This window comes from Dyella sp., from assembly GCF_036384435.1.
Lineage (GTDB): Bacteria > Pseudomonadota > Gammaproteobacteria > Xanthomonadales > Rhodanobacteraceae > GSA-30.
In genome coordinates this window covers 32,060-54,918 of sequence record NZ_DASVMI010000166.1, presented here as the reverse complement: position 1 = coordinate 54,918, position 22,859 = coordinate 32,060, and the positions used below count along the sequence as shown (strand labels likewise).

The 22,859-nt window shown below is 57.7% G+C and carries 15 protein-coding genes; 7 read left to right on the top strand and 8 right to left on the bottom strand.

What is annotated here, in order from left to right:
• Positions 1-11 precede the first annotated feature (11 nt).
• Positions 12-1,613, top strand: coding sequence for an FAD-dependent monooxygenase (locus VF436_RS17270; RefSeq protein ID WP_330905275.1), 1,602 nt, complete (start codon positions 12-14; stop codon positions 1,611-1,613).
• A gap of 51 nt (positions 1,614-1,664) precedes the next feature.
• Here the strand turns inward: VF436_RS17270 and VF436_RS17265 are convergent, their stop codons facing one another.
• Positions 1,665-3,851, bottom strand: a complete 2,187-nt coding sequence (locus VF436_RS17265) for a hypothetical protein (RefSeq protein WP_330905274.1) — start codon at positions 3,849-3,851, stop codon at positions 1,665-1,667.
• Between the two features lie 1,004 nt (positions 3,852-4,855).
• Here VF436_RS17265 and VF436_RS17260 point away from each other — a divergent pair.
• Positions 4,856-5,422: a hypothetical protein gene (locus tag VF436_RS17260; protein ID WP_330905273.1), complete on the top strand. Its 567-nt coding sequence runs from the start codon at positions 4,856-4,858 to the stop codon at positions 5,420-5,422.
• 35 nt (positions 5,423-5,457) lie between these two features.
• Here VF436_RS17260 and VF436_RS17255 read toward each other — a convergent pair whose 3' ends face one another.
• Positions 5,458-6,507 (bottom strand): AraC family transcriptional regulator, encoded by a 1,050-nt coding sequence (locus VF436_RS17255; RefSeq protein WP_330905272.1) that lies wholly within the window; start codon positions 6,505-6,507, stop codon positions 5,458-5,460.
• Positions 6,508-7,397: 890 nt separating this feature from the next.
• On the opposite strand from VF436_RS17255, the gene VF436_RS17250 reads away from it, so the two are divergent.
• The 4 genes from VF436_RS17250 to VF436_RS17235 all read left to right on the top strand — a co-directional run bounded on the left by VF436_RS17250 (position 7,398) and on the right by VF436_RS17235 (position 12,151).
• Entirely contained in the window at positions 7,398-7,754 is a 357-nt protein-coding gene (locus VF436_RS17250) for a roadblock/LC7 domain-containing protein (protein ID WP_330905271.1), read from the top strand.
• A 146-nt stretch (positions 7,755-7,900) separates the two neighbouring features.
• Positions 7,901-8,941 (top strand): hypothetical protein, encoded by a 1,041-nt coding sequence (locus VF436_RS17245; RefSeq protein WP_330905270.1) that lies wholly within the window; start codon positions 7,901-7,903, stop codon positions 8,939-8,941.
• A gap of 36 nt (positions 8,942-8,977) precedes the next feature.
• On the top strand, positions 8,978-9,502 hold the full coding sequence (locus tag VF436_RS17240; protein WP_330905269.1) for a hypothetical protein: 525 nt from the start codon (positions 8,978-8,980) through the stop codon (positions 9,500-9,502).
• 369 nt (positions 9,503-9,871) lie between these two features.
• Complete coding sequence (locus tag VF436_RS17235) at positions 9,872-12,151, top strand: mechanosensitive ion channel domain-containing protein (protein ID WP_330905268.1); 2,280 nt, start codon at positions 9,872-9,874, stop codon at positions 12,149-12,151.
• Positions 12,152-12,659: 508 nt separating this feature from the next.
• Here the strand turns inward: VF436_RS17235 and VF436_RS17230 are convergent.
• The 6 genes from VF436_RS17230 to VF436_RS17205 all read right to left on the bottom strand — a co-directional run bounded on the left by VF436_RS17230 (position 12,660) and on the right by VF436_RS17205 (position 22,522).
• The gene (locus VF436_RS17230) at positions 12,660-14,648 is read right to left on the bottom strand and encodes a GMC family oxidoreductase (protein ID WP_330905267.1); all 1,989 of its coding nucleotides are present in this window, start codon (positions 14,646-14,648) and stop codon (positions 12,660-12,662) included.
• Between the two features lie 12 nt (positions 14,649-14,660).
• Positions 14,661-15,155, bottom strand: coding sequence for a hypothetical protein (locus tag VF436_RS17225; protein WP_330905266.1), 495 nt, complete (start codon positions 15,153-15,155; stop codon positions 14,661-14,663).
• A gap of 18 nt (positions 15,156-15,173) precedes the next feature.
• Positions 15,174-16,529 (bottom strand): hypothetical protein, encoded by a 1,356-nt coding sequence (locus tag VF436_RS17220; protein ID WP_330905265.1) that lies wholly within the window; start codon positions 16,527-16,529, stop codon positions 15,174-15,176.
• A 578-nt stretch (positions 16,530-17,107) separates the two neighbouring features.
• Entirely contained in the window at positions 17,108-19,705 is a 2,598-nt protein-coding gene (locus VF436_RS17215) for a S53 family peptidase (RefSeq protein WP_330905264.1), read from the bottom strand.
• An 852-nt stretch (positions 19,706-20,557) separates the two neighbouring features.
• Positions 20,558-22,057, bottom strand: coding sequence for a hypothetical protein (locus tag VF436_RS17210; RefSeq protein WP_330905263.1), 1,500 nt, complete (start codon positions 22,055-22,057; stop codon positions 20,558-20,560).
• A gap of 138 nt (positions 22,058-22,195) precedes the next feature.
• On the bottom strand, positions 22,196-22,522 hold the full coding sequence (locus tag VF436_RS17205; RefSeq protein ID WP_330905262.1) for a hypothetical protein: 327 nt from the start codon (positions 22,520-22,522) through the stop codon (positions 22,196-22,198).
• 7 nt (positions 22,523-22,529) lie between these two features.
• Between VF436_RS17205 and VF436_RS17200 the strand changes: the two genes are divergently transcribed.
• On the top strand, positions 22,530-22,823 hold the full coding sequence (locus VF436_RS17200) for a hypothetical protein (protein WP_330905261.1): 294 nt from the start codon (positions 22,530-22,532) through the stop codon (positions 22,821-22,823).
• The last annotated feature ends 36 nt before the right edge of the window (positions 22,824-22,859 follow it).

The following is a 22,859-nucleotide window of genomic DNA, read 5'->3' as shown; positions in this document are numbered from 1 at the left end:
GATGCTTGCCGATGGCTTCTGGCAACGGTTTCTTGCATGCCATCTACAGGAGCGAGATCACCAATAGTCCTCTATCTCTGGAGCGCGGTATGAATCCTGTCCTGATCGTCGGAGCCGGTCCTACCGGGCTTGCTCACGCGCTGTGGTTGACCGCACAGGGGATTGCGGTGCGTATCATCGATCGCACGGCGGAGCCCGGCACAACGTCCCGCGCTGTGGCCGTGCAGGCCCGCACTCTGGAGCTTTACCGCCAATTAGGGTTGAGCGAAACCGTGGTGGCGGCCGGCCATCGCAATCCAGCGATGAATATCTGGGCCCGGGGCGAGCATCGCGCCCGCCTGGCCTTTCAGGAGGCCGGAAGCGATGTGTCTCCCTATCCGTTTATCTTGCTTTACCCGCAGGATTTTCATGAGCGTACGCTAGTCGACAAGCTTCAGACCCTTGGTATCAGCGTTGAACGCCAGACGGAACTGGTTTCTTTTCTCGATCATGGGGACCGCATCGAAGCGACGCTGCGCCGTCAAGATGGTACGGAAGAGATCGTCGAATCTCACTTCCTTTCGGCATGCGACGGCGCGAGCTCTACGGTTCGTAAGCAGTTGAACATCGGCTTCGAAGGTGGGACGTATCGCCAGGTCTTCTATGTCGCCGATGTTCAATTATCAGATATGAAAAGGGGTGGCGAGGCTCATATCGCGCTTGATGGCGGGGATTTCGTAGCGGTCCTATCTTATGGCGACCAAGGCGAGGCGCGTTTGATCGGCACGGTACGCGACGATCGCCTGGTTCAGGGCGCAAGTTTGACTTTCGAGGATGTTGGAAAGGATGCCATCAACAGCCTGGGCGTCGTGGTCGACCAGGTTCATTGGTTCTCCCACTACCGTGTGCATCACCGTGTCGCGGATCGTTTCCGCGAGGGACGCGTGTTCCTGATGGGCGATGCCGCGCACGTCCACAGCCCGGCGGGCGGGCAGGGTATGAATACGGGTATCCTCGATGCTATTAATCTGGCGTGGAAGTTTGCTGCCGTTCTTGACGGGCAAGCTTCTGAGCGCCTGCTCGAAAGCTATGCTATCGAGCGCCAGGCCTTTGCGCGCGAACTGGTCAAAACCACGGATCGGGTATTTACTCTGATGACCGCCGAGGGTGGCTTTGCAGACGTCATGCGGTCTTACGTCATGCCGATGGTCGCCAGCGCCATATATAAGGTGCGTTCCGCTCGTGAACTACTGTTCCGCATCGTCTCGCAGACATCCCTGGCCTATGCCGATAGCCCGTTGAGCGTGGGTAAGGCGGGCCACATCAGCGGCGGTGAGCGATTGCCATGGGTGAGGACCGAAGGACAGGACAACTACGATACGCTGACGATCCTGAGCTGGCAGATTCATATTTATGGCGAGCGGCGGTCTGATGTCGAACGCTGGGCCGCAGTTCGCGGGATCGCCGTGCATGTATTCCCATGGACGAGCGCCCACGCCGAAGCAGGCTTCGAACGCGATGCCTTGTACCTGTTGCGGCCAGACACGTGGGTTGCGTTGGCCAGTTCGCAGGCAACCGTGGAAGCCCTGGATGACTACTGCCAGTCCCATGAACTCTTTCGCAATCGCTCATGAAATAGATTCCGGGCGCGTTGAGTGCCCGAAATCCACGGCCAAGTAATTCAGTCAAACGAAGCCAGCGGGTATCGACAGGCTGGCAACTCTGCCTGAAATGTCGTCCCCACTCTCATAAACAACGACCGTCGTGTCGTCCGCACGCCGCGAGGCGCCGGGATGGGTACCCGCGAATGCGCGGACGCCTGTGACGATCCATTGGATGGAAGATGTCGACCAGAGCCCGATGCTTGCGCAAAGCGTGGAATCGGAGTCGCCCGTGCCTTGATGGAAAACCAAGACGAAGTTGTTGCTCAATACAGCCACTGCGGGGACTTCGCCTTCACCAAGTGCCGCTTCGTTTGTAAAGCTGATGCTCTTCCCGGAGACGGTGGCGTTCCTGGTGTAGATCGTGCCGCCACGATCGTGGGCTATCACGAGATTGGATTTTCCAGGACATGGGCAGGCGAACACATTGTCGCCCGAGCCATAATTCGATGAACTGCCCCAATCGATACTGTCGCTCGAAATGCTGCCGACTTCGTAGTACAGCGTGGTGCTTCCCGCATTCTGGTCGCGATGGAACTCATAGGCATAAGAGCCCACCACGGCGACTGCCGGGTTCTCACCCTTGTCGTACTGCGAGCCGTCGTCCGGTAGTGTCACCGAGCTTCCCGATAGCTTGATCAGGTTGTCATAGAGTTTGTTGTTGCCGTTGCCGCCGTGGACTTCAACAATCGTGCTGCCATTGGATGACGACAGGGCAGGATCCTGTCCACCCTGATAGGCGCTGGTCTGCCTCGAGTAGACGCTTATGGCGGTCGACGATGTCGAGATGGAGGCCTCGTACAAGGCATCCCCGCCGGAGGTGTCAACACAAACCGTCACACCGTATCCAGAGCTGGCGACGTAGACGGCAGGGCGTTTCTTGTCGGTGTTGATGGATGTCGCACTGCCGAAATTTACCGAAGGCAGGGGCGGCAGCGCGCTGAAGGGATTGGCGGAAGACACGGAAAGTGCCCGATGGCTGCTGACAAGACTCGTCATGTAATCGAACAGAACCTGCTTCATGGCTATTTCGCCCGCACGCGGGCCAGTCATGGGCACGTTGTCTTCATTGAACAGCGTCTGCGCCACCGAATACAGAATCTGGCTCGCGTTTTCCGTGGGCGATACCCATGTCTGCTCTGCGGTATAGGTGTCACCATTGCTGAATTGCGACGTGCCCGATGCCATCTGGAGCGCACCGTCCGACGAGAGCAACAGGGTGATCGCGGCAAAGACCTTTTCGCCGTCCAGCGTCATCTTGAAGCTGAGCAAGGTTCCTGCGCCGCCGGGCAGGTAGATCAAGTCCGGCAGCGTCACCGAGTAGTAATCGGACGATCCATCATTATAGGTGTATGGAATCTGGCTGACGAAGTAGCGGTACGATCCGCCGCTTTGATAAACGGATGCTTCATAGGTCGCCACCCATTGCCGCTTCAGGCGCATCAAATCAGGCGTAGTCAGCGTGCCTTCCTGTGCGCTGGTACTTGGGTTGATGCTCTGCAGGATGCGGGCAACGGCTTCGCTGACAACCGTGGGAAAGTAGAGCCTTCCGCCGTCGTCGCTCATCTTGGCAATGATCGATACCACGACGTTCCAGACGCGTATGGCCGTCCGCGTGATGTCTACTAATTGAATCACCCAGCCCACCACGGGTATCTTCTTCAGGACGCTGCGGATGAGCATCGGGAATGGCGGCGGCAACGGAAGCCGCTGCATCAAATTCGGCGGCACTTCCTGTGTCGCTGTCGCCCATGTAAAACCCATCTGTATATCGGCAGGGAGCCAGGTCTGCAAAGCTTCCGACCAGAACACGTCGATCTGCACCGCGGCATGGTCGTCCAGGGCGCCACCACGGATGTGGTCGATGGTCGTCTTGATCTGGAGTATGGGAAAATCGGTGCCGCTGGATAGCTCATTGCGCGCTGCCGCAATCCTGACGAGTTGTTCGGCCTGTGCGCTGCCGGTGAGGTTGGCATTGACCCAATCTTCGGCTTCGTCGAGCGCTGCGAGGTAACGGGTAACGGCTTCCTGGGGAATGGGGCCGGCCGTCGGTCGCCATTCGGGATACCAAAGCCGGTATTCGCTACCGGCGGAAGTAAAATAAAGCGCTTGTTTGTTCTTGTCGTTCCATCCCGCTTGATCGGGTTCTTGTAGATCCCTGAAGCGTTGGGCGAGCTGGTCGGTATTCAGGCTTAGCGGATTATTCGACATCACGTGTTCTCTGTAGGAAAACCTGCGTTGATGGATATGGCGTGCCCCATGGATCGCTACCTGGAAGCCCTGGCGGCGACACCGTGCACGATAATGCAGGATCAGATCTGAGGCGCGGCGAATTTATGGCTGATCCGGTCGTCACCCAGCGGAGAGAATCAGGCAGGATTTTGATGTCGCAGCTATTTGCGACGGTTGTCGTCCCTGGCATTTACTGGCGCTGAGGCGTGGCAGTGTTGTGTGCATTCTTCTTCCCTGGAGATGCCATCGCTATCGGCTTCTTGCTGATTCGCTCATGCCAGGGTGGTGCCAAGTGATGTTACGGCTTGTCGGCCTGACTTAGGTAGATACTTCCGTGAGAGAAGACGGCTAGACGGCGGCTATATTGCCAAGCCGCTTTCTATGATGCTTTGCGCTGCCGCGATGATGGCTTCCCGTGGAGCGCAGCGTGTCCAGTTGAGTGTGCGCGTAGCTTTTGCGTGAGAGGTCTTGCTGGTGTAGCCCAGGTCGCGAACGAAAGGGGCGTATCTGATTGTTGAAGACTGCCATGATGCGCCATGCCACATCCGGAATACCTCGCGTGGGTACGTGACGAGATGGCGCACGCTCAGCTTCTCCAGGGACAGGCCGGTGTTGGCAATGGCCCGGTCGGAGACTGGGACAGTCGATAGGCGGTGCGTGACCGGAGCATAGGCAAGCGGTGGCGCGAGGGGAGGGCAATTGCATCATGGCTGCCAAGCCAAGCCAAGCCAAGCCAAGCCAAGCCATGACGTGACCTGCCATAGAAAGAAACCCGGCAGGACCGAGGCTTTTGACACGTCCTGTTGGTATGCCTCACTCGTCGGATCGCAACCTCCTGCTGCGCCTGACATCCGTATCACTTACCGATCGCTCGGTTTGGACTTACGAAGCAGTGTGTATTGTCCGAGAGGGTCGGCATCTGGTATATCCTTAAACCTATAAAACCAGGTGCCTGGTCGCGCAAGCGAAAAGCTGTTGTAGGCATGATCGTGCAAACCAGCTTGCGAAAGTTCCGTGCAAGTCATCAGTTATCGACGGGAGAGATGAACTTGATTGCAAAATTCGCGGGCCTGGCGATGACCCTATGGATGGCCACATCGGCATCGGCAAGCACGATAGGCGTTTCCTCCCCTCACGCAGGTGAGTCCCTGCTTCTGGGTAGCTGGTTACTCGATACGTCGCGCCTTCCGATGCCGCCAGATCAACGTCCAAAGAGCGTGAAGTTTTCATTTGACGATGCCGGCGCAGGAAGATGGAACGTGCATGTGGATATCGTCTACGCACCCGGTCAGGAAGTTCATTCCGTGGCGATTGCTTCCTTGGATGGCAGTTCTGCCCAGATCGATCGCAGCCCTGAGGCTGACCACGTGCAACTCAAGCAACCTGCGCCGAACGTTCTGGTCATGGCGCTTCATAAAGATGGCACGCTTGTGTCCACACGTATTTATTCGGTCACGCCCGATGGTAATAATCTCGTCGAGACGGCAGTTTATCCGGGGCAAAACGGAATGGCGGTGATGAAGTCTGCTTATTTCAAGCGCGCGCACTAGGGTATCTCCGCATCGCTGCCGTGCTTTTGTCGTCCTTACTCGATATCAAGTGGACCACCTGATGAGCCAGAGCGAAAGGTGCTTGGTGGTACGCCCATCCATCGAGTAAAGGCGCGTGTGAACGTACTTGGGTCGCTATAGGCCAGACGCTCACCGATCTCGCTCAATGAAAGCTGAGTGTCGGCCAACAGGTGCAAAGCCATCCGCCGACGCACCTGATCGACTACTTCCGTATATCGGATTTGATGGGCATTCAAGCGCCGCTTGAAAGTTCGCTCGCTCAGCAGTAGATCGGCCGCCACGCGGTCGCGCGAGATGAATCCCCGGGATATGCAGGCTTCAATCGCTGTCTCCACGTCCATCGGAAAATAGCCAGCGAAGCTCTGTCTGAGCATGTGATCGGCAATCTTGATGTGTACACCCGCCATTTCAGGCATAGGCAGCCTCGGGTGCATCTTGAAAGCGTCCTTGGAGTAAAGGATCGAATTGTACGAATGGTCAAAGTGAATGGGACATCGAAAGACGGCATGAAAATCTTCGACGTAAGTCGGTTTGCCAAATCGGGTAGTGACTTCTATGGGGGCGAAGGCATCGCCGTACAGCCATTTGCCCATCTTGAACAAGGTAAGAAGGTTGTACTCGTAACGTTGCCTTGGAATCGGAAGATGCTTGCCTATAAGCTCGCTTTCAAGCCGAAAGAATCGCCCCTCCTCGTGTAGCTTCAGGATGGATGCGTTACTGATGAGAGCCAGGTAGTCGACCAGGCGCCTGAATCCAGTGAGTGCGTCCGGGCTGGAAAGCATCACATAACCGATGACGCCGTACTGGATAGGTTCGACTTCTCGGGAGTAAATTCGCGCCATCCAACTCGGATAAAGGTGTTCGGAAGCAAGCATCCATAGGTGGCTCAGCTTATCGGTATGCCATCGAGATGCTGGATTCTTGAGCATGTCGCGTTCGATGCCCGCGTTCTTGGCCAGGGTGTCGACGTCAATGCCAAGTTGGCGGAGCGCATTTAGCGTGGACTGCACCCACGCCGCTGAGGTGGTCGGCACGGGCGTGCTTTTGTTGCGGTTTCGTTCCATCACATTGCCCTGCTTGATCTTGAGGGAATGAGTCACTTCGGAGGGGGAGTGCGCACGCCGAGCGCCGTGAATTCTTGCATTCTCGGGCGTATGGCTTGATTGTGCGTTGTTTTTGTTGATAGGTGTTCTTCCCAGGCGTAGCACACGTTACATGTGTATCGGCCAATTGAACAGCGTCGTTTCAAGTTGGCGCCGGTCGATGTCCTTGCTGTTTATCGAGTTGAAGCGCTTGCGATAAATTTAGATTTTTAATTGCGACGTTGGACCCGCCAAGTCAAATGACAAGGTCCATCATGTCAATTGTTGAGGCTGAGGTCGCTTGTAAACTTTGCTCACGCAGCGCGATCTGGATGAAAGAGTGTGCGAACTGTTGCTGATCTTTCGGGTCGGGATGCGTCAGGGGACTCCCAAGCCGAGCATGCCCTAACAGTGGCTAAAACATATTGCACTAAGCTACTGGTGAAGATGCTTGAAGCGCATTCATCCATGCGCTTTGCGTGTCTTGGTACATTGGACGGCCATCTCCTGGCTTCCGCCGGCGCGCCGGAGGATGGTTCTACGCAGCAGTTATGTGCGTTTACCAGTTCCTACTTCGCACTAGGTGACGCGTTCGCCAATAAGACCATGGGAAGTTCTGGGAGCTATGGCCTTATAGCTTTGCGCGATGGCGTCATAGTCATCGTCAAAGTAGCCACTGCTCGGGCGACTTACTGCTTGTCATGCGGTGCCGATGGAAGTCAGGTGCTTGCAACGACATTGCGGCAAGCCCTGGATCTTTCATCCAAATGTTGCGCTGTGCTTGAAGAAATGATGTTGTAGCGCGATTTTGCCTGCTTGAAGGTCATGCGGCCGGCCGCTTGCATGCCGATAGAAATGAAGGAGTGGAATATATGGCAAGAATCAGTCTTGAAGCGTTGCGTGATATCGCCGGCTACGTGGCGTCCGCGCTAGTGGATAGCGAGAGTGGGATGCTGCTTGCGCAAGATGGCGCAAGTGTCGATCTTGAAGTAGCTGGCGCAGGCAATACTGAGGTTATTCGGGCAAAGCGCAAGGTGGCTTCGGCACTGAATCTCAATGACGCGATCGAAGATATTCTGATCAGCTTGGGCAGGCAGTACCATCTCTTGCGGCCCTTGGAATCGAACCATCATCTATTTTTTTACCTGATATTGGATCGTGCGAAATCCAATCTTGGCATGGCGCGCCACGAGCTTAAAGCGTTTGAGAAAAGTGTCGACTTTTCCTGATAGGACATACAACTGGCATCAGGCTTTCTCCGGTGATTTGCATTTGTGGAAGTCCGCGGAATCGTGTAACTACCGCCGCGTTGCATCCTGTGTTCATCGGTTAGCCAGTCACGATCTTTACTCGGGCGTTCGGCTCGGGTGTTCGGTTGAAAGCACAAGATAGCGAGAAGGCCCAGTTGCTTGATGCTCCTGTTCATCGAGTGAACGCGTCGTTCCTTCATCGTCTTGGAATGAATAAAGTCCGGAATGTCGCCATGGAAAAAATCGATGTCAGTTACGCCGCGCTTTCCGGACAGGATGAGGCGGCGCTCGTTGCTGCGTGCAAGGCGTTGTGGATCGAAGGACTGCCGGTAAACTTGCGACGGTGGGACGGTGGACTCAATGATGTGGTGGTGCTTGATCCTCGCGATAGTTACGGCAAATTGGTCTGGCAAAGCGCCGTGCATGGAGGCATGGCGGTGATTGGTATGCAGGGCACGGAATCTGGCGCTAGCTCACAGTCCTGTTTTTTTCTGGAAAGCAGTCAAGATGCCAGGGTGGTGCGCTTGATGAGGGCGCTGGAGAGTCAGCTCTGCATGGCGACATCCGCTCGGCGTGCGCCGCCAGTGGATACCGAGGCCTTGCCTGCGATCGTGCGCCTGGGTAAAGACCCGACGCTCCGGAAGGTCGATCTGCATGCTGTGGTCAATGGTCGATCGTTATGGCTGTTGCCAAGTCGGGGACGCGTCGTCAGCGTCAGCTTCAGCGATCAATTGAGCGCGCGTGATCGCCTGTTTCGATCAGACTGGGAATTTCGTCCTGTGCGTGGCCATATGCGCCCACCTGGCGAATTCAGTACCAGCTTGGATGCGTTCTACATGGAAGGTGCGCTTCATCGTGTCGACAGACTTCCCATCTATCCGTATGCGCTCTATAGCCTGCGGTCCTGGCCAGACTTGGGGACATCTCCCCATCTGCTTGACCCGCTTCGACTCATCCGCGTCATGCGTAAAGGTCCAGCAACACCATCGGCGATGGCTGCCGATAGCGGTCTCTCCATCGCGACTGTTTCCGCTTGCCTTTGGGGGTTGCAAGCATCAGGCCTGATCGAGGTGCAGACTCAGGTGGCGACGCAGGAACGTGCTCGCAGTCTGCCCCCGGAGCGCTCGTTGATTCAACGACTGGTTCGCCGATTTGGTCTGGCCTGATCCGTCACGGGTTGCGGCGAACTTAAGGAAGCTCAGGTGGAGAAGTCACTCAAATTCGTGCTTGCAGGACCGGTCGGCGTTGGTAAGACGACTGCGATCGGGGTGTTGGGGGATGCTGGCGTCATCTCCACGGACGTGCCGATGACCCAGTCAGATGGCGGACAGAAGACCACCACTACCGTGGCGCTGGATTTTGCTTCAGTGGCCCTGGATCACGGGCCGCCCTTATTTATTTATGGATTGCCGGGGCAGGATCACTTTTCCTTCATGCGCCCCATTTTGCTCCATGGCGCACTGGGAGTCATCTTGCTGCTTCGAGCCGACAGTCCCGATCTCATCTACGAATGTTCACGATGGATTGAGATTCTGCGTAGTATCGATGACCAACTGGCTATTGTGATAGGCATCACGCACGCCGACAGGAACCGGGATTTTTCAATCCAGCATGTCAGAGAGGCCCTGCCTAATGCCGCAAGGGATCTTCCGGTTTTTACGTTCGATGCTAGGGATCGTGATCAGGTGGAGCACCTGATACGTGCGCTATTGGTAACGATCGGTTGATAAGCTGCGGGCCCTGGATGATCCGCTGTAGCGCAGCGCATTGCGATGATTTCACAGGCTTTCGATTGACGAGGCGGATGATATGTCGGAGGGTGATGAGCTCCTGATCCGACGGTCAAAGCCATGTCTTCTCGTCGCGCGCGCATTATCGCGTTGGTGTATCTGATACTGCTTCCTATTTCAGTGAGCGCGCAAACGTTCACCGCACCAGCATCTTCCCGTTCGATATCTCGGGCTTCGATTTCCCCGGAAGAGGCGCAGAGAGCTATTGCTGTACTGGAAAGCGATCAGCAGCGTGCTCAGGCGCTGGAGACGCTGCATGTGATCGCACAAGCAGCCCCTGCCGGGGTCGCGTCTACGTCTCATGTCGTGTCTACGCCGATAAAGTCGGCGCCGGCGGTGGCGCATAGTGCAGCAACCAACAAAGCCATCCCGTTGCAAGAAGACGGGCTTACGGCGCGCATACTTCGCCATATCAAGCATTGGGTCGATGGGCTGGGTGTGCAGTTGCGTCAATTAAAAGGCGCAACCGGGAATCTCTCCCGGTTATTGGCGCGCGCATCCAGTGACATGGAGTCTCCCGATACGCGCGCCTGGTTGATCCACGCACTGGGGACGTTAGCAGGAAGCTTTGCCGCCGGCTTGGTGCTTGAAGGGGCTCTATATGCGTTGTTGCGCCGCCCCCGTACAGCCCTGGTCGCCCATGCTGACTCCGTCGATATGGCTGCCTTGCGGCCTGGGTCAGCCCCCGCTCTTGGTGACCCCGTGGCTTTGTCGCCGGATGCGCCAGCTATTGCCGACGATGTGGCCCTGGTTCGCACACAAAAAGAGGGCGTCGAGCAAACGGAGGCCGTAAGTGTACCGTCGGGGGATGGTGGTTCAGGAGGCAGTCCGGCAGATGTGTCGACTCGGGCCAACGCCGAACCGAGCCCGCAGCCTAGCTTGGTGGATAAGTCGAAAGCACATCTTCGTACCTTGCGTCATCTGCCGTATGCATTGGCGGCTTTGCTGATTGATCTCCTGCCGATTGCGCTGTTTCTGCTTGTTACCGGGTTGGTGGCACAGTGGATGGAAGGCAGCGACGAAGCGTTGGATCAGGTAGTGACATCCTTTGTCACTGCGTACGTTGCCTTGCGCGCCGGGATCGCGATTGTTCGTGCGCTCGTATCGCCAGAGGGACATGGTCTTCGCCTGATACCGATGGCGCCAGCGACGGGGCGGGCGTTGATGCATTACGTTCGGGCCATGCTTATCTTTGGAGCATTCGGTCTGGCAATCGCCGATGCGGTGCAGGCCTTGGGCGGTGATGCCAGCGACCGGGAAGCTATCCTCAAGATGGCGTCCCTGCTGGTTCACCTCACGGCTGTTGCGTTGATCATTCACGTCCGCTTACCCGTGAGTCGCCACCTGGCCCCTGCCGCGATGGGGCAAGGTCCTATCGCGACCATTCGCCGCTGGCTGGCGCAGGTCTGGGCTATCGCGGCGATCGCGATTGTGATGGGGCTGTGGGTCGTATGGGCCATGGGCGTTGAAGATGGCTTTACACGCTTGCTGCATTTCCTTGGAAGCACGGCGGCCGTGCTGATTTTGGCGCGACTGGCCGCAGTAATTATTCTGGGCGGTATCACACGTACGTTTGAGCACGGTGGCGAGATTGCGAGCCGATCGCGCAGCAGCCTGCATCGATACTATGCGTTGACCCGGGCCATCGTGACCGCGATCGTCATGGTCGCCACTGTCATTGCGTTGTTGCAGGTTTGGGGGCTTGGCGCGATCGATTGGTTTGCGCGCGGCACTATCGGGCGAAGCCTGGCTTCAGCGACACTGACCATTCTGATTGCTGCGATCTTTGCCATTGCGGTATGGGAGCTTTTCAATACCGCGATCGGGCGACGCCTGGATCAGTGGTCCAACAGTGGCGACGTGGTGAGAGCGACGCGATTGCGTACCTTGTTACCGATGTTGCGTACCTGTCTGCTGGTCGTGATGGTATTGATCGTCTGTTTGACCGCCTTGAGCCAGTTGGGGGTCAACACCGGACCGCTGCTGGCAGGCGCCAGCATCATCGGTGTGGCGCTGGGATTTGGTTCGCAAAAGCTCGTGCAGGATTTCATCACCGGGATCTTCCTGCTCATGGAGAACGCCATGCAGGTCGGCGACTGGGTCACCGTGGGGAGCGTCTCCGGAAGCGTGGAATATCTTTCCATTCGTACGGTGCGGCTGCGCGGAGGCGATGGCTCGTTGTATATCGTGCCATTCAGCTCGGTAACCACGGTCAACAACACGAATCGTGGCCTGGGAAATGCAGCGGTTCGCATCGATGTGACTTACGACACTGACCTTAATCGTGCCTTGGATGAATTGAAAAGCATTGGCGCTTCGATGCGTGAAGATCCCGCGTACAAGGCCCAGATACTCGCAGATATCGAGGTATGGGGTGTCGATGCCGTCGATGGCTCGCGAATCACGCTGGTGGGACAAGTGCGCTGTACGGACAAGGGGCGCTGGGGTGTGCAGCGCGAAATTAATCGACGTATCGCCGATCGCTTCAGGCAGCTTGGCATCGCCGTGGCGAACCCGAACATGAATGTATGGATTGGCAAGGTGCCGGGAGACGAAGAAGGTTCAGACAAGAAGGATGCTACGTGAACTCAAGAACATGCCGCAGGTTTTTGCTGAACAGCATCCTACCCGGCATGCCTGACCAGGTCAGCGCTAAAACGCGCTCGGCGTTCTTGGAGACATGTCGTCGATATGGCGGCATGAAAGCGACATCCATACGAGGCCTGGCCGAATGCTGGTGTTCGGGCAAGTCCTCAAGCCACTCCATGCCGAGGGACACTCATCCATGAAATACGTCAAGCACGGTCTTTTGCTCGTTCTTTGTGGCCTGGCGATTGCAGCGTTGAGCGGCTGCGTTGAAGACGCCCGAACAGGGCTGGTTTGCCCGCCCGGTAGCCATCCTGGTCCTCATGGTCATCGTTGCTTTGCCGATTGACGTCGCAGCGCTCGCCAGCGCGTGGAGATGGTTCGTCCGAACCTGAGTTTGCAGTCTGTTCGCTGGCATCCGATGCCTGTCGGCATGCCAGCGAACAGAACAGGCGAGGTTTCACGGCGACGTTCCACTCAGAACACAGCGGCCGTGCACTTGTCTCAACTACGCGGCGGACCGACCCAGATCTTCCAGGATATTGTCCGCTGCCTGGAAAGCGAGTGCTGCAATGGTCAGGGTGGGATTGCCGGTGGCGACCGTCGGGAAGACACCGCTGCCGACCATGTACAGGTTACTGTGATCCCACGATTGCTGTCGTGAATTGAGCACCGAGTCGGCTTTGTTGTCGCCCATGCGATACGTGCCTACGATATGGCCCGCACCGTAAAAGGTGAAGTTGTTTCCCTGATACTGGAAGTTGGTCGCGGTTACCTGGTCCGGGGTTCCATAAAGCACCGGATCGGGCGGGGCGATGGTGTATTCCGTCGCACCCATGGCATTGAAGATTTCTGTCGAGACGGCCTTGGCGGAAACAAAGGCATTGCGCTCGTAGTCGCTACGGATGCGATAGGTCACCAAGGGACGGGGCAGGCCCAGGTGGTCCGTCTCCGTGGTGGAGATCTGCACCCGGTTGTCTGGATCGGGGAGCTGCTCGATAAGATATCCCAGCCGAATCTGCCGGATGTAGATGGCGTTGAGCGTATCGACCAGTTGCTCACCGAAGAGCTGACTGTTGGCGGGCAAAGAGGGATCAAAGCGCAGCGGCTGTCCCTGCTGGTTGACCGAATTGCCATTGAGCTGGCTGCTGTTCTGGCCGAATACGAAGTCGGCCAAGGTGGTGTACGGATCGTTGGCAGCCCACTGCCAGCCCTCGTTGCCTATCTCGATGCGATAAGCTGAGCGCTCACTCCGAAATGCTCCGTCACGCAACGATTCGAAGCCCGAAGTCGATAGCGGACCACGGTAGGCATAAACGGGATCCTTGGCCAGTCCCCAGGCCAGGTACATGACGTGGTCCATCAGATTGCGCCCGACCTGCCCACTGGAGTTGGCCACGCCATTGGGGAAATTCGTGTTCTTGTTCGACATCAACAAGAGCCGGGGTGTCTCGATGGCATGGGCGGCGAGCAGATACTTGGTGCCGACCGCCGTGCCGGTCCCGGTCTGCGGACCCAAGTGATCGTCGTAGGTGATGTAGTCGATGCCGATGATTTCACCGGTCGTATCATCGACGCGAATGTTGTTGGCCACGGTGCGATAGCGAATATCGACATTGCCTGTTTGTAGCGCGTTGTTCAGTGTGACGGTCGCGTCGTATTTGGCCTGGATCGGGCAGATGGGAATGCAATTGGTGTTGCCCGCGCACTGGCGCCGATCACCGGGCAGCGAGTTGCGTCCCTGCGGCGTGGGAGTGATGTAGAGCGGGTTGCCATCCACGGTGATATTAGTGACTTGGCCGAACACGCCATCCACCATCGACGTCACGATGGGTGGCATGGGGTAGTTGTAGTTGGGGCCATAGGTGCCCGACGGCTCCACGTCGAACTGAGTGTAGATTTTATCCAGGGCTGTCTTGTCACCCGCCACGCCGATTTCATTGGTGGCCTTTTCGTAGTACGGGACAAGTGCCTGATAGAACGTCGCGCCGCCCGGCCAATCCACTCCCTGGCCGTACATCGTCTTGAGCTCGAAGTCATGCGGGAATAGGCGCAGGCTGGTTCCAAGCCAGTGCCAGGTCGTGCCGCCGCCGATGCGTTCATAGGAGCTGGCAAAGGCGAATACGGTTTCCGGATCGTCTCCGGTGAGGCCCGGCGCCTGCGGTGGATAGGTGAAGTAGCATTGATCCGTCTTGCGCCACGCATTGACCTGCAACACTGTGTAGCGAGGCACATTCTCCAGGGCCGGATTGGGCAGACCCAGGGGATTGTCCGGCGTGGATGCCTTCGGGTCTTGGGTGGTCGGCGGATACGGTGATTCCGGAGTCTTTGCGTTGGCCTTGAAGAAAGTGCTCATGTAGCCGCTGCGATCGACTGGTACTTCCTGGCCGGCTTCCAGGATCAACACCTTCTTGCCCTGCTTGCCCAGCTGGTAGGCGACGATGGAGCCGGAAATACCCGAGCCGACAATCACCAGGTCATAGGTTTGTGTGGTCATGATGTGATTTCCTCAATTACCGGTGTAGTCGCTAAGCGCAGCCGGGGGCTTGGTCCAGTAACCGTAGCGGTAGTTGGAGTCACCCATGGGATGGGATTGCATGACCTGCCAGACCAGGCTTGATGTATAGGCGTTTTCCGAAATCAGATCGCTCACCGTGGTGGCCTGCGTACTGGCCGTGGCGGGAATGATGGTTGGCCACGCGCCGGCGTACCACATGAAGATCAGCTTGCGGCAGGCAAGCACGAACGCAGGGCCGTTACTCGGGTCCAGCATGGCCTGGCCGATTTGTTGTGGCGTCAGGTTCTGCGCCTGGAGGGCGGCGTATTTGTCGAAGATCTGGCCCACGAGTGCCGGGTCGCCGCTTTCCTGTGCGATCTTCTGGGTGAAGAAGGGCAGGTATTCCGATTTGATGTCCACAGGATCCAGGTCGGGTGCAAGCACGCTCTGGTTGAAGCCTGTCAGCACGGCGCTAAGGCCGATGAAGTTATCCATATCGTTGCTCATGGCGGGTTTCCTTGAGGTCTACTGAGCGCGTTGAAGCAGATAAGTGAAGTCCGCGGCGTTGCCGTTGGTGGTGGTAGCGTTGTTGTGGCAAGCCATGCAACTGCTTGATGTCTGCTTGACGTGTCCCTGGATGTAAGTTTCCAAGGTAGTGTTGGCCAGGAACGACGGCGCGGGGACACCCGTGGGATCTGTCGGACTTTTTGCATTGGTTGGCCACTGCGTGCTGACCAGTTCGTAGTTCAGCCACACCGAGCCGGGCACTGCGGCCGCCAACGCCTGGTGGTACGAGTTATTGAGCTGCTGTGCATCGGGAGTGATGGCAATGACGCGCTCGACCTGACTGGGCTTTGTATAAGGTGTTCCGGGATTCCACGGCCGCGCAGGAGGCTCGTTGACCTTGCATGTCTTGCAGCTTGCATCGAAGAAGTTGTACGCCGCTTGCGTGGGCTTCTGGCCTGCGGTGGGAACGTTGTCTACATGTTCGAAGGTGGACCACACCCACTGGGGTTCATCGGCTGTCTTGTGGCCGATGTGGAAACCGACAAGTCCCACTTGCGTGAGCACGCATGAAGGTTTGACCCCAGGTTCTTCTGCAGGATTGTCATAGACCAGGGCGTAGGTGGTATAGAACTTCGATGGATCGTACTTCCCGCCCATCTTGACCCATGCCGTCTTGATCATGATGGAGCCCACTTGCTGGGAGGTCGTATTGCTGGAGGGGAAGTCGGCATCGGCGTTGAATGTTTTTTGCCCGCTCCTGGAGTAGAGCTTGTTGCTATCGATGTAGTTGAACATCGTTTCGTTGGTCAGGATGGCAAAGCGCGCGTATTGGCCGTTCTGGTCGATAAGAGGGCCAGTCTTGAAAGGCTCGCTACTTTCATCGAGCACGGTGGCGGTTTTGCCGACCTGAGTCAGGTGCATGGTGCCGGGGGGAAGACGCTTGGGGTCGATGTTCTTGCATACGGCTGGAAGTGGGCTGTCCTGCCCCCAGGGTGCGGGCGCGGCGCCGCCCGGCAGGAAAATAGTGCGGCTTTCCCGATAACTTTCCCAGACCACTGGGCTATTTATGGCTTGCCCGATCGTGATCGTGGTATTGGGCGTTCCATCGGCATTGGCTGGCCAGTTAAGCGCGATGAACGACTGCCAGGAAAAGACGTCGAAGTCATGTTGCAGGGAGGCCAGCGTCGGTTTCGAGCCGGTCACTTTGATTTCCAGCGGAATCTGGGGCGTCAGCGTTGGCAGCGGTGCCGTTGAAGTTACGTTTGTCTTGCCGGCATCCAGCGCTTGGGCCAGGGAAAAAAGCGATGTGCAGCCGATGATGAGAAAGAGGCCAAGTTTTTGCCGGTTCGGGGAGAAAAGAGTTGGGAGTTTCATCGCAATCGTCCTTGTCAGGGAATGATGTGGCAAAACCGTGGCCCACCTCGTCATGAAGAAGAGGCGACACCACTTGCAGGAGCGAAGTGTGTGCATCGATTCGCTATCGGGTATAGCTATCCGTGACCACCACCGAGAGGTGAGGCCATGTATGCGGCTGCACGTTTTCCCCGTTCCAAATACGCGATATTTTCGCGCTGGGTCGGAGTTAAATATCGCTCATGTCAAAAGGGTGTGAAATTAAAAATTCGATATTTTCTCGTTGCAATTGGTAATCGTTGTCATTTGTGATAAATATTTGTTTTTATGTGATTTGTTTTCCTTTCTATGGGGCGGCGATTGGGTTGGACATGAAATTTTTCAGGTTTTTACTGATTAATTTGTGCGTTGCATGGCAATATCTTTGAGCTAATGCGAGTGGCGTCACAAAATCGCATTTAAATAAAAATGAGCACATGAAAAGGCGCCTTGATGCCCTTTCTGTTGGTTTGCGCCGCGAACGGAAAGCGGCGCCGTATCGCTACGGCGCCGCAGGTCAGCGATCAGCGATGGCTGCCAGGGTGGTCGAGATGGATCGCTCAGTTCCAGGGATTGGCCGGCTGGTCGTTGATCGCCACCCAGAAGCGCGTATTAACGGCCGTGGTGAGTCCAGCTGACCAGAACGACCAACCGCCATTGCCGTCGTGGAACTCAGCCATTCGCCAGCCGCTGCCGTAGGCGGTCGAGCACACACTGTCTGCGACAGCACGACTGGTCAGCGTCGTGCCTGCCACCGGCGAGGTAAAAGCGACGTTTCCGGGCGCCCATCCATCGTAGTAATCGTAGGTGATGCCGGAAGGAGCCGCGGCATTGGTGATATGGATGCACAGAACTGGCAGTACCGAGGTGGCGGGCGTGTCGCCAGTGTAGGCATTGGTGATGCTGTCGTTGCCCACGTGGACCAACGATCCGGATGGAGGGGCGATTGGAGTCCATGTAAGAGCCTTTCCGGATGTGGTATCCCAAGGATTGGCCGGCTGGTCGTTGATCGCGGTCCAGAAGCGGGCATTGCCGGCAGGGATCGATCCGGCTGCCCATATCGTCCACCCACCATTGCCGTCATGGAACTCGGCCATCCGCCATCCACTGCCGTGCGCGGATGCGCAAAGTCCATCGGCGACAGCGCGACTGGTCAATTGTGTGCCGGCCACGGGGGAAGTCACTCCCACCGTGCCAGCAGCCCAGCCATCGGAAAAATCGAAGTTGATGCCAGCTGGTGCAGGTAGGTTGGCCGGATTGAAGCACAGCACCGGAAGCGCCGTAGTCACGGCGGTATCGCCCGTATAAGGATTGCTGGCGCTGTCGATGCCAACATGCACGACGCTTGCCCGGCTCGTCCAGGTCATGCCTGCATGTGAGGCCCCAGGCCCGGTCGTTCCCGAGATGAAGCCGGGGTTGGCGGCAATGAAACTGTTGGCGGCCTGGATGTCGAAGCTACCCCAGCCTGTGGCGTTGTCGCGTCCGGCGGTTGCTGCGTAATAACCATTGTTACCGCTGACGACGTCGTGGAAGGGAAATGTGCCGGCGTAGCCATACAGCGACGGTGCGGCGAAGCCGAGCGCGTTGTTATAGGCCGTTTCCAGACGTGCCCAGGCGCCAACGAACAGCGGTGAAGCCAGGCTGGTACCCCCATTGGTGTAATACCCCGATGCAGGGATGCCACCGGACGCACTGGCGGTGAAGTAAACCACGATCGGTGAGTTGGTCCAGTCCGCATCGAAGGCCACATCAGGCAACTGGCGGAAGGATCCCGTCAGGGCGCTTTGCCATGAGGGCTTCGCTTCGCGTGCACTGATGCCGCCGCCACTATACGGCCACGACGCCTCGGACTGGTACGCATCGGCAGTCGTGGTACTCAAGGTCGTGCCGCCGACAGCCACGACATAGGGTGAACTGGCTGGATACTCGACGCCGCGCGTGGAGCCATAACTGCCATTGCCTCCGGAGACGTTGCAGGGCAACGCACCGTTGTCGCCGCTGGCTGCCGAGAAAGTCTGGCCCTGCGCCACGCCGAGCTGAAAAGCCGAATCAGCCCAACCCGCGGTGGAATCCTCACAGGCGGGCCACGACCAGGACATGTTGATGACCCTGGCGGTATTGTCGCTGACGACACGATTGATGGTCTGCAAGGCAAGGCTCTGGCTTTCATTGCCGCCGACCGCATAGAAGGTGAGCTGCTTGAGGCCACCGCTGATGCCTACCATGGCCTGCGCATCCATGCCCCATTCGCCTTGACCACCGTCATCGGAGCTGGCGCCGCCGATCGTCACGACCTGGGTCGGTGTAATGGAAAGTCCCTGGCCGTTCTCCATCTGAACCAGGTCATTGACCGCATTGGTCATGCTGCCGAAGCCGATGATGGCGGCTGTCGTATTGGTTGCCGCAGGTGCGCTGCCAGCGTGATAGACCGTGGCGAATTCCTGCGGATAGTAGCCGTGAGCATTGGGATTGCCGTCCGGACTGGTGACAATGTGGTAATTCGCATGAGGGGTGGCAGGCGACACGGGCACGGGTTGCATCTTGCCGTGCCATGAAAGTGTCTGCGCCCGGTCTAGCGTCTGTAAGCCAAGCACACGATCGACCGAGCCGCTCAAGGCCGCAGGCATCTGCACGTCCAGGGTGTTGGCGATACCGTCATGCCCGTTGCGCGTGAAATGTCCGATCTCGGTGCGAAAAGCTCGGCGCGACGCGCCTACCGTGCCATCGCCGGTCACCAGCAATCGGTTCGCGGCAATCTGCACATGAGTGAAGCCTTGTTGGGTCAGGTAATCGGCGATAGCCTGGGCCTGCTGTTGCGTTGGCGCGAAGGCTGCCGTGCTCTGTTCGGTATTCATGAACTGGTGATATGACAGGCTGCCAGGACGAAATAGCTCGTGCGTAAAGCTGTCGAGCACATCCTGGTTGCGTAGCTTCAATGCAATGGTGATCGATACGGGCTCCTGGTCGGCGGCGTAGCCGTTGAAGGAGGCATCGCTACTGGCGAATGCGTGAGTCCGGGTTGCTGTCCAGGTCGTGGTATCGGCCACTTGCGTAGCCGCGGCAGCGGGCAGGCATTGCATGGCAAGGCCCCATGCCAAGGTGGCCGTCAAAGGCTTGCGTGCAAGCTTGCATAGCGTCATGAATCCAGGATGGGTCATGGATGTGTGCTCCCTCAAGGTTGAACCTTCATGGAAAAGCAAATACCGCTTTTATCGAGTAGTCGGGCAGGCGCACACGCCTGGCTGACCTGTCACCGCAACGCGGCAGGTTTGCCATGGTCCATCCAGTGAATGAATCGGACTGCCTGGAGTCTCGATATAACAACAGGCGCACGGAAGCGCTTGTCAGCCCCTTGCATTACAGGTGCCGCGTTAACGTGGCGCCTGTTTATTACGCTAGCATTCGAGTTTGGGTGATTATGTCGCGCAGCTCACAAAATTGATGGGCGTGATTTTTGTCATTGCGGAAATTAGAGTGGGTTATTGATTTTAAAAACGATGAATAGTGCTCAGGGGAAACCTTGAATAAATCCCTGGAAAGTCATTGGGCTCGCTTGTCACGGCATGAGAATAACGGTCGATGCGTGAGGGATGGCACATCCGGTCCGCTGCATGGAGCGCTGCCTTGCCAGGAATCGACCTTGCCGCAAGATGCCTCGCCCGTGAAATCTCTGTTGCTGCTTGTTGTTTGCCGTGATTGGCACCGTACGGCGGCGGTCCGCGCTGCGGTGCTTCCAGCACAAGGTTCGACGCGCTGAAGCTGAAGGTCGCACAGTTGGATCGCCCGTTGTCAGATGCCCATGGCCACTGCAACTTGCAAGCCTCCGGACGCATGGTGACCAAGGGTCTCCAGTTTTGTCAGGGCAAAGGAGACATGACCCTGGGGCGGGGCACGCTGGTCGCGACGATCAAGAGTAAGGTTTGTGGATGGTCGGTAACTGGCGCGCATCCTCAGTCGTGACCATTCCCAGGATGGTGTCCGGTTGGAAGCGATGCAATGTCGGTGAAGGTTTAACGCGGCGTGGCATGCAGTTGTTCGCGGGCATCGGCATTGGCAGGATCAAGTTCGAGTGCTTTCATGAAGGCCTGCCTGGCTTTGGCTTCCTCGCCAATTCGTCGATAACCTTCGCCAAGGCTTTCATGGGCATGGCTCGATGTCGGATGCGCTTGCACGTCGAGCTCAAGCACGGCCTTGGCCTGTGCTTCGTGCCCTGTGCCGAGCAGCCTGGATGCCCAGGCATCCATGGCATCTTCATCCGGGCTGAATGTGGGGTCGTCTGCGCGTATGGCATCAAGCACATCAGCGGCATGTTCGAATCCGCGTCGACCGAGTTCGGCGCGTAGTCCATCGATCGATGCCGCTACGCCGTGAGCCGCGCGAAAGTTCGCATCGATAAAATGAACAGGTACGCCATTGTCTCTGGGGGAACGTTTCAGAAACGCCATCGCCTGGGCATCGTGCTTGAGATAAGTATCGAGAAAGCGGGCGGTATATCGCGTCATCCAGGCGTAGTAGGCCGTGCCATCCTCACGATCGTAGTCTGCCTTCCTGTCTTCGGAGAAATAGCTCCATTCGACGCGTCGTTGGTTCATCGAGCTGAATTCTGGATGGGTCATGCCCAGCATATGCACGGTCAGCAGGTCTCCATGTGTCCAGGCATTGAGCACGTTGGGGCCTTTGGCCAGTTGCGTGATCAAGCCCTCGGACAATCGCTCGATGCTGATGTCACCTTGAGTGAAGAAGAGCAGCGGCGTGGTCATCGCCGCAGCATCTACGCCCCCATCCTTGACGAGACCAGGCCAGTAACGCGGGCTGCCGTCCAGTGCGACCAGGGCGTCGACGTGGATGTCCCCGGCCGCAACGAACAGCTGTGCCAGCGCGCCCCAACTCCATCCGACCATGGCAAGCCTGGATGTATCCGCGTTCGGAAGCGTGCCGGCAAAGGCAACGAGAAAGGCGACGTCGCGCGCCTGCGCATGGATGCCGGCAAGGTCATCGGTCATGTCGCGGGTATGCGGTCCGACGCTGGCGCTGGCCAGTACGACATAGCCCTGACTGGCCAGGTATTCACACAGGTCGGCGTTATCCCATCCGCTGTCGGTATCACCGGGTGCATAGACGACCACGGGAAAACGTCCCTTGGCCATCGGCGTATCCCGGATGGCCCACAACCGCTCGGCCTGCGTCGGTTTGAGCCGGTCTTCCCATTTGGTGAATGACGCGGAATGAATCGGTATGCCGAAGCTTGTTTCCGTAGCGGCCAGCGCCTGGTAGTCGCCGACCGTCATGGGCTTGCCGGATGCTTGCGTGGAGGGATACCAGATCAGCGTCTGGATGGGGCGCGCGCGTTCCTGTTGCCATGACTTGCCCAGGTCATCGGTAGCTGGCGCGAAATCGCGGGTTCGATCGTATTGCTCGACGACCTTGAAGCCGACGTGGAAGGGGCCCGGTGCCTGTGTGAAGCGAAATCGACTTTCTTCGGCGACAGAGGAACCGGCCCAGGCGAGCATGATGCATCCAATCAACGCACGAAATTGCCTCATTTCCATCATGCGCGTTCTCCCTGGATGATGACCGGTAGTCTTCCCGCGTATCCGGGGATCGCCCAGTGCTACTGGTCACTGTGACCTATGGCCGACGATCCGGTGCTATGCGGATGCGAACCAGCATTGCAGCGCGTTGCCCAGTCCATGGATGTCATCGCGGTCGCTCACCCAGGCGACACAGGCGTCAGGACGGAGGAGCATCGATGGACCTTCTTTGATCTGTACGCAGTGCACCTGATTCGTCATGGAAGCCACCAGTGCCGAAGGGTTGCCATGGGCGGACCCATCGAGGAGCACGCCATGGCCATTCTGCATGAGATCGTAGAGCGACGCATTCGTATGATCGGAATCGATAGGACGATCTCCCATCAGCGTGCCGACGATAGGGTGAGGTGATCGCAGGTCATAGCGTGTCGCCAGGCCGGTCATCACGCCGATGAGGAAGCGCTGGACGTCGCCGCTCAAGGCACGCGCACGCGCGATACGCGATGAGCTGGTCCTGCTGCTTACCTTGGCGTTATCGCAGAGCGTGGGGCGCGATTCGTCGGATGCCCAAGCCTGTCTGCTCGCCCATCTGCTTGTGGCAACCTGGGCGGTGGCCTTTACCCAGGCGCATCTGGCGTATCGTCGCGACAGTGATGAAAAGGGCGCAAAAGCGGTTTTCCTGCACGTGGTCGACCAGGGCATGGTGGGCGTCAAGGCAGCGGCGGTCGGTACGCCTTACGTTTGAGTTCCCCGGGTCGCGGAACGCTCCAGTATGCCGCTG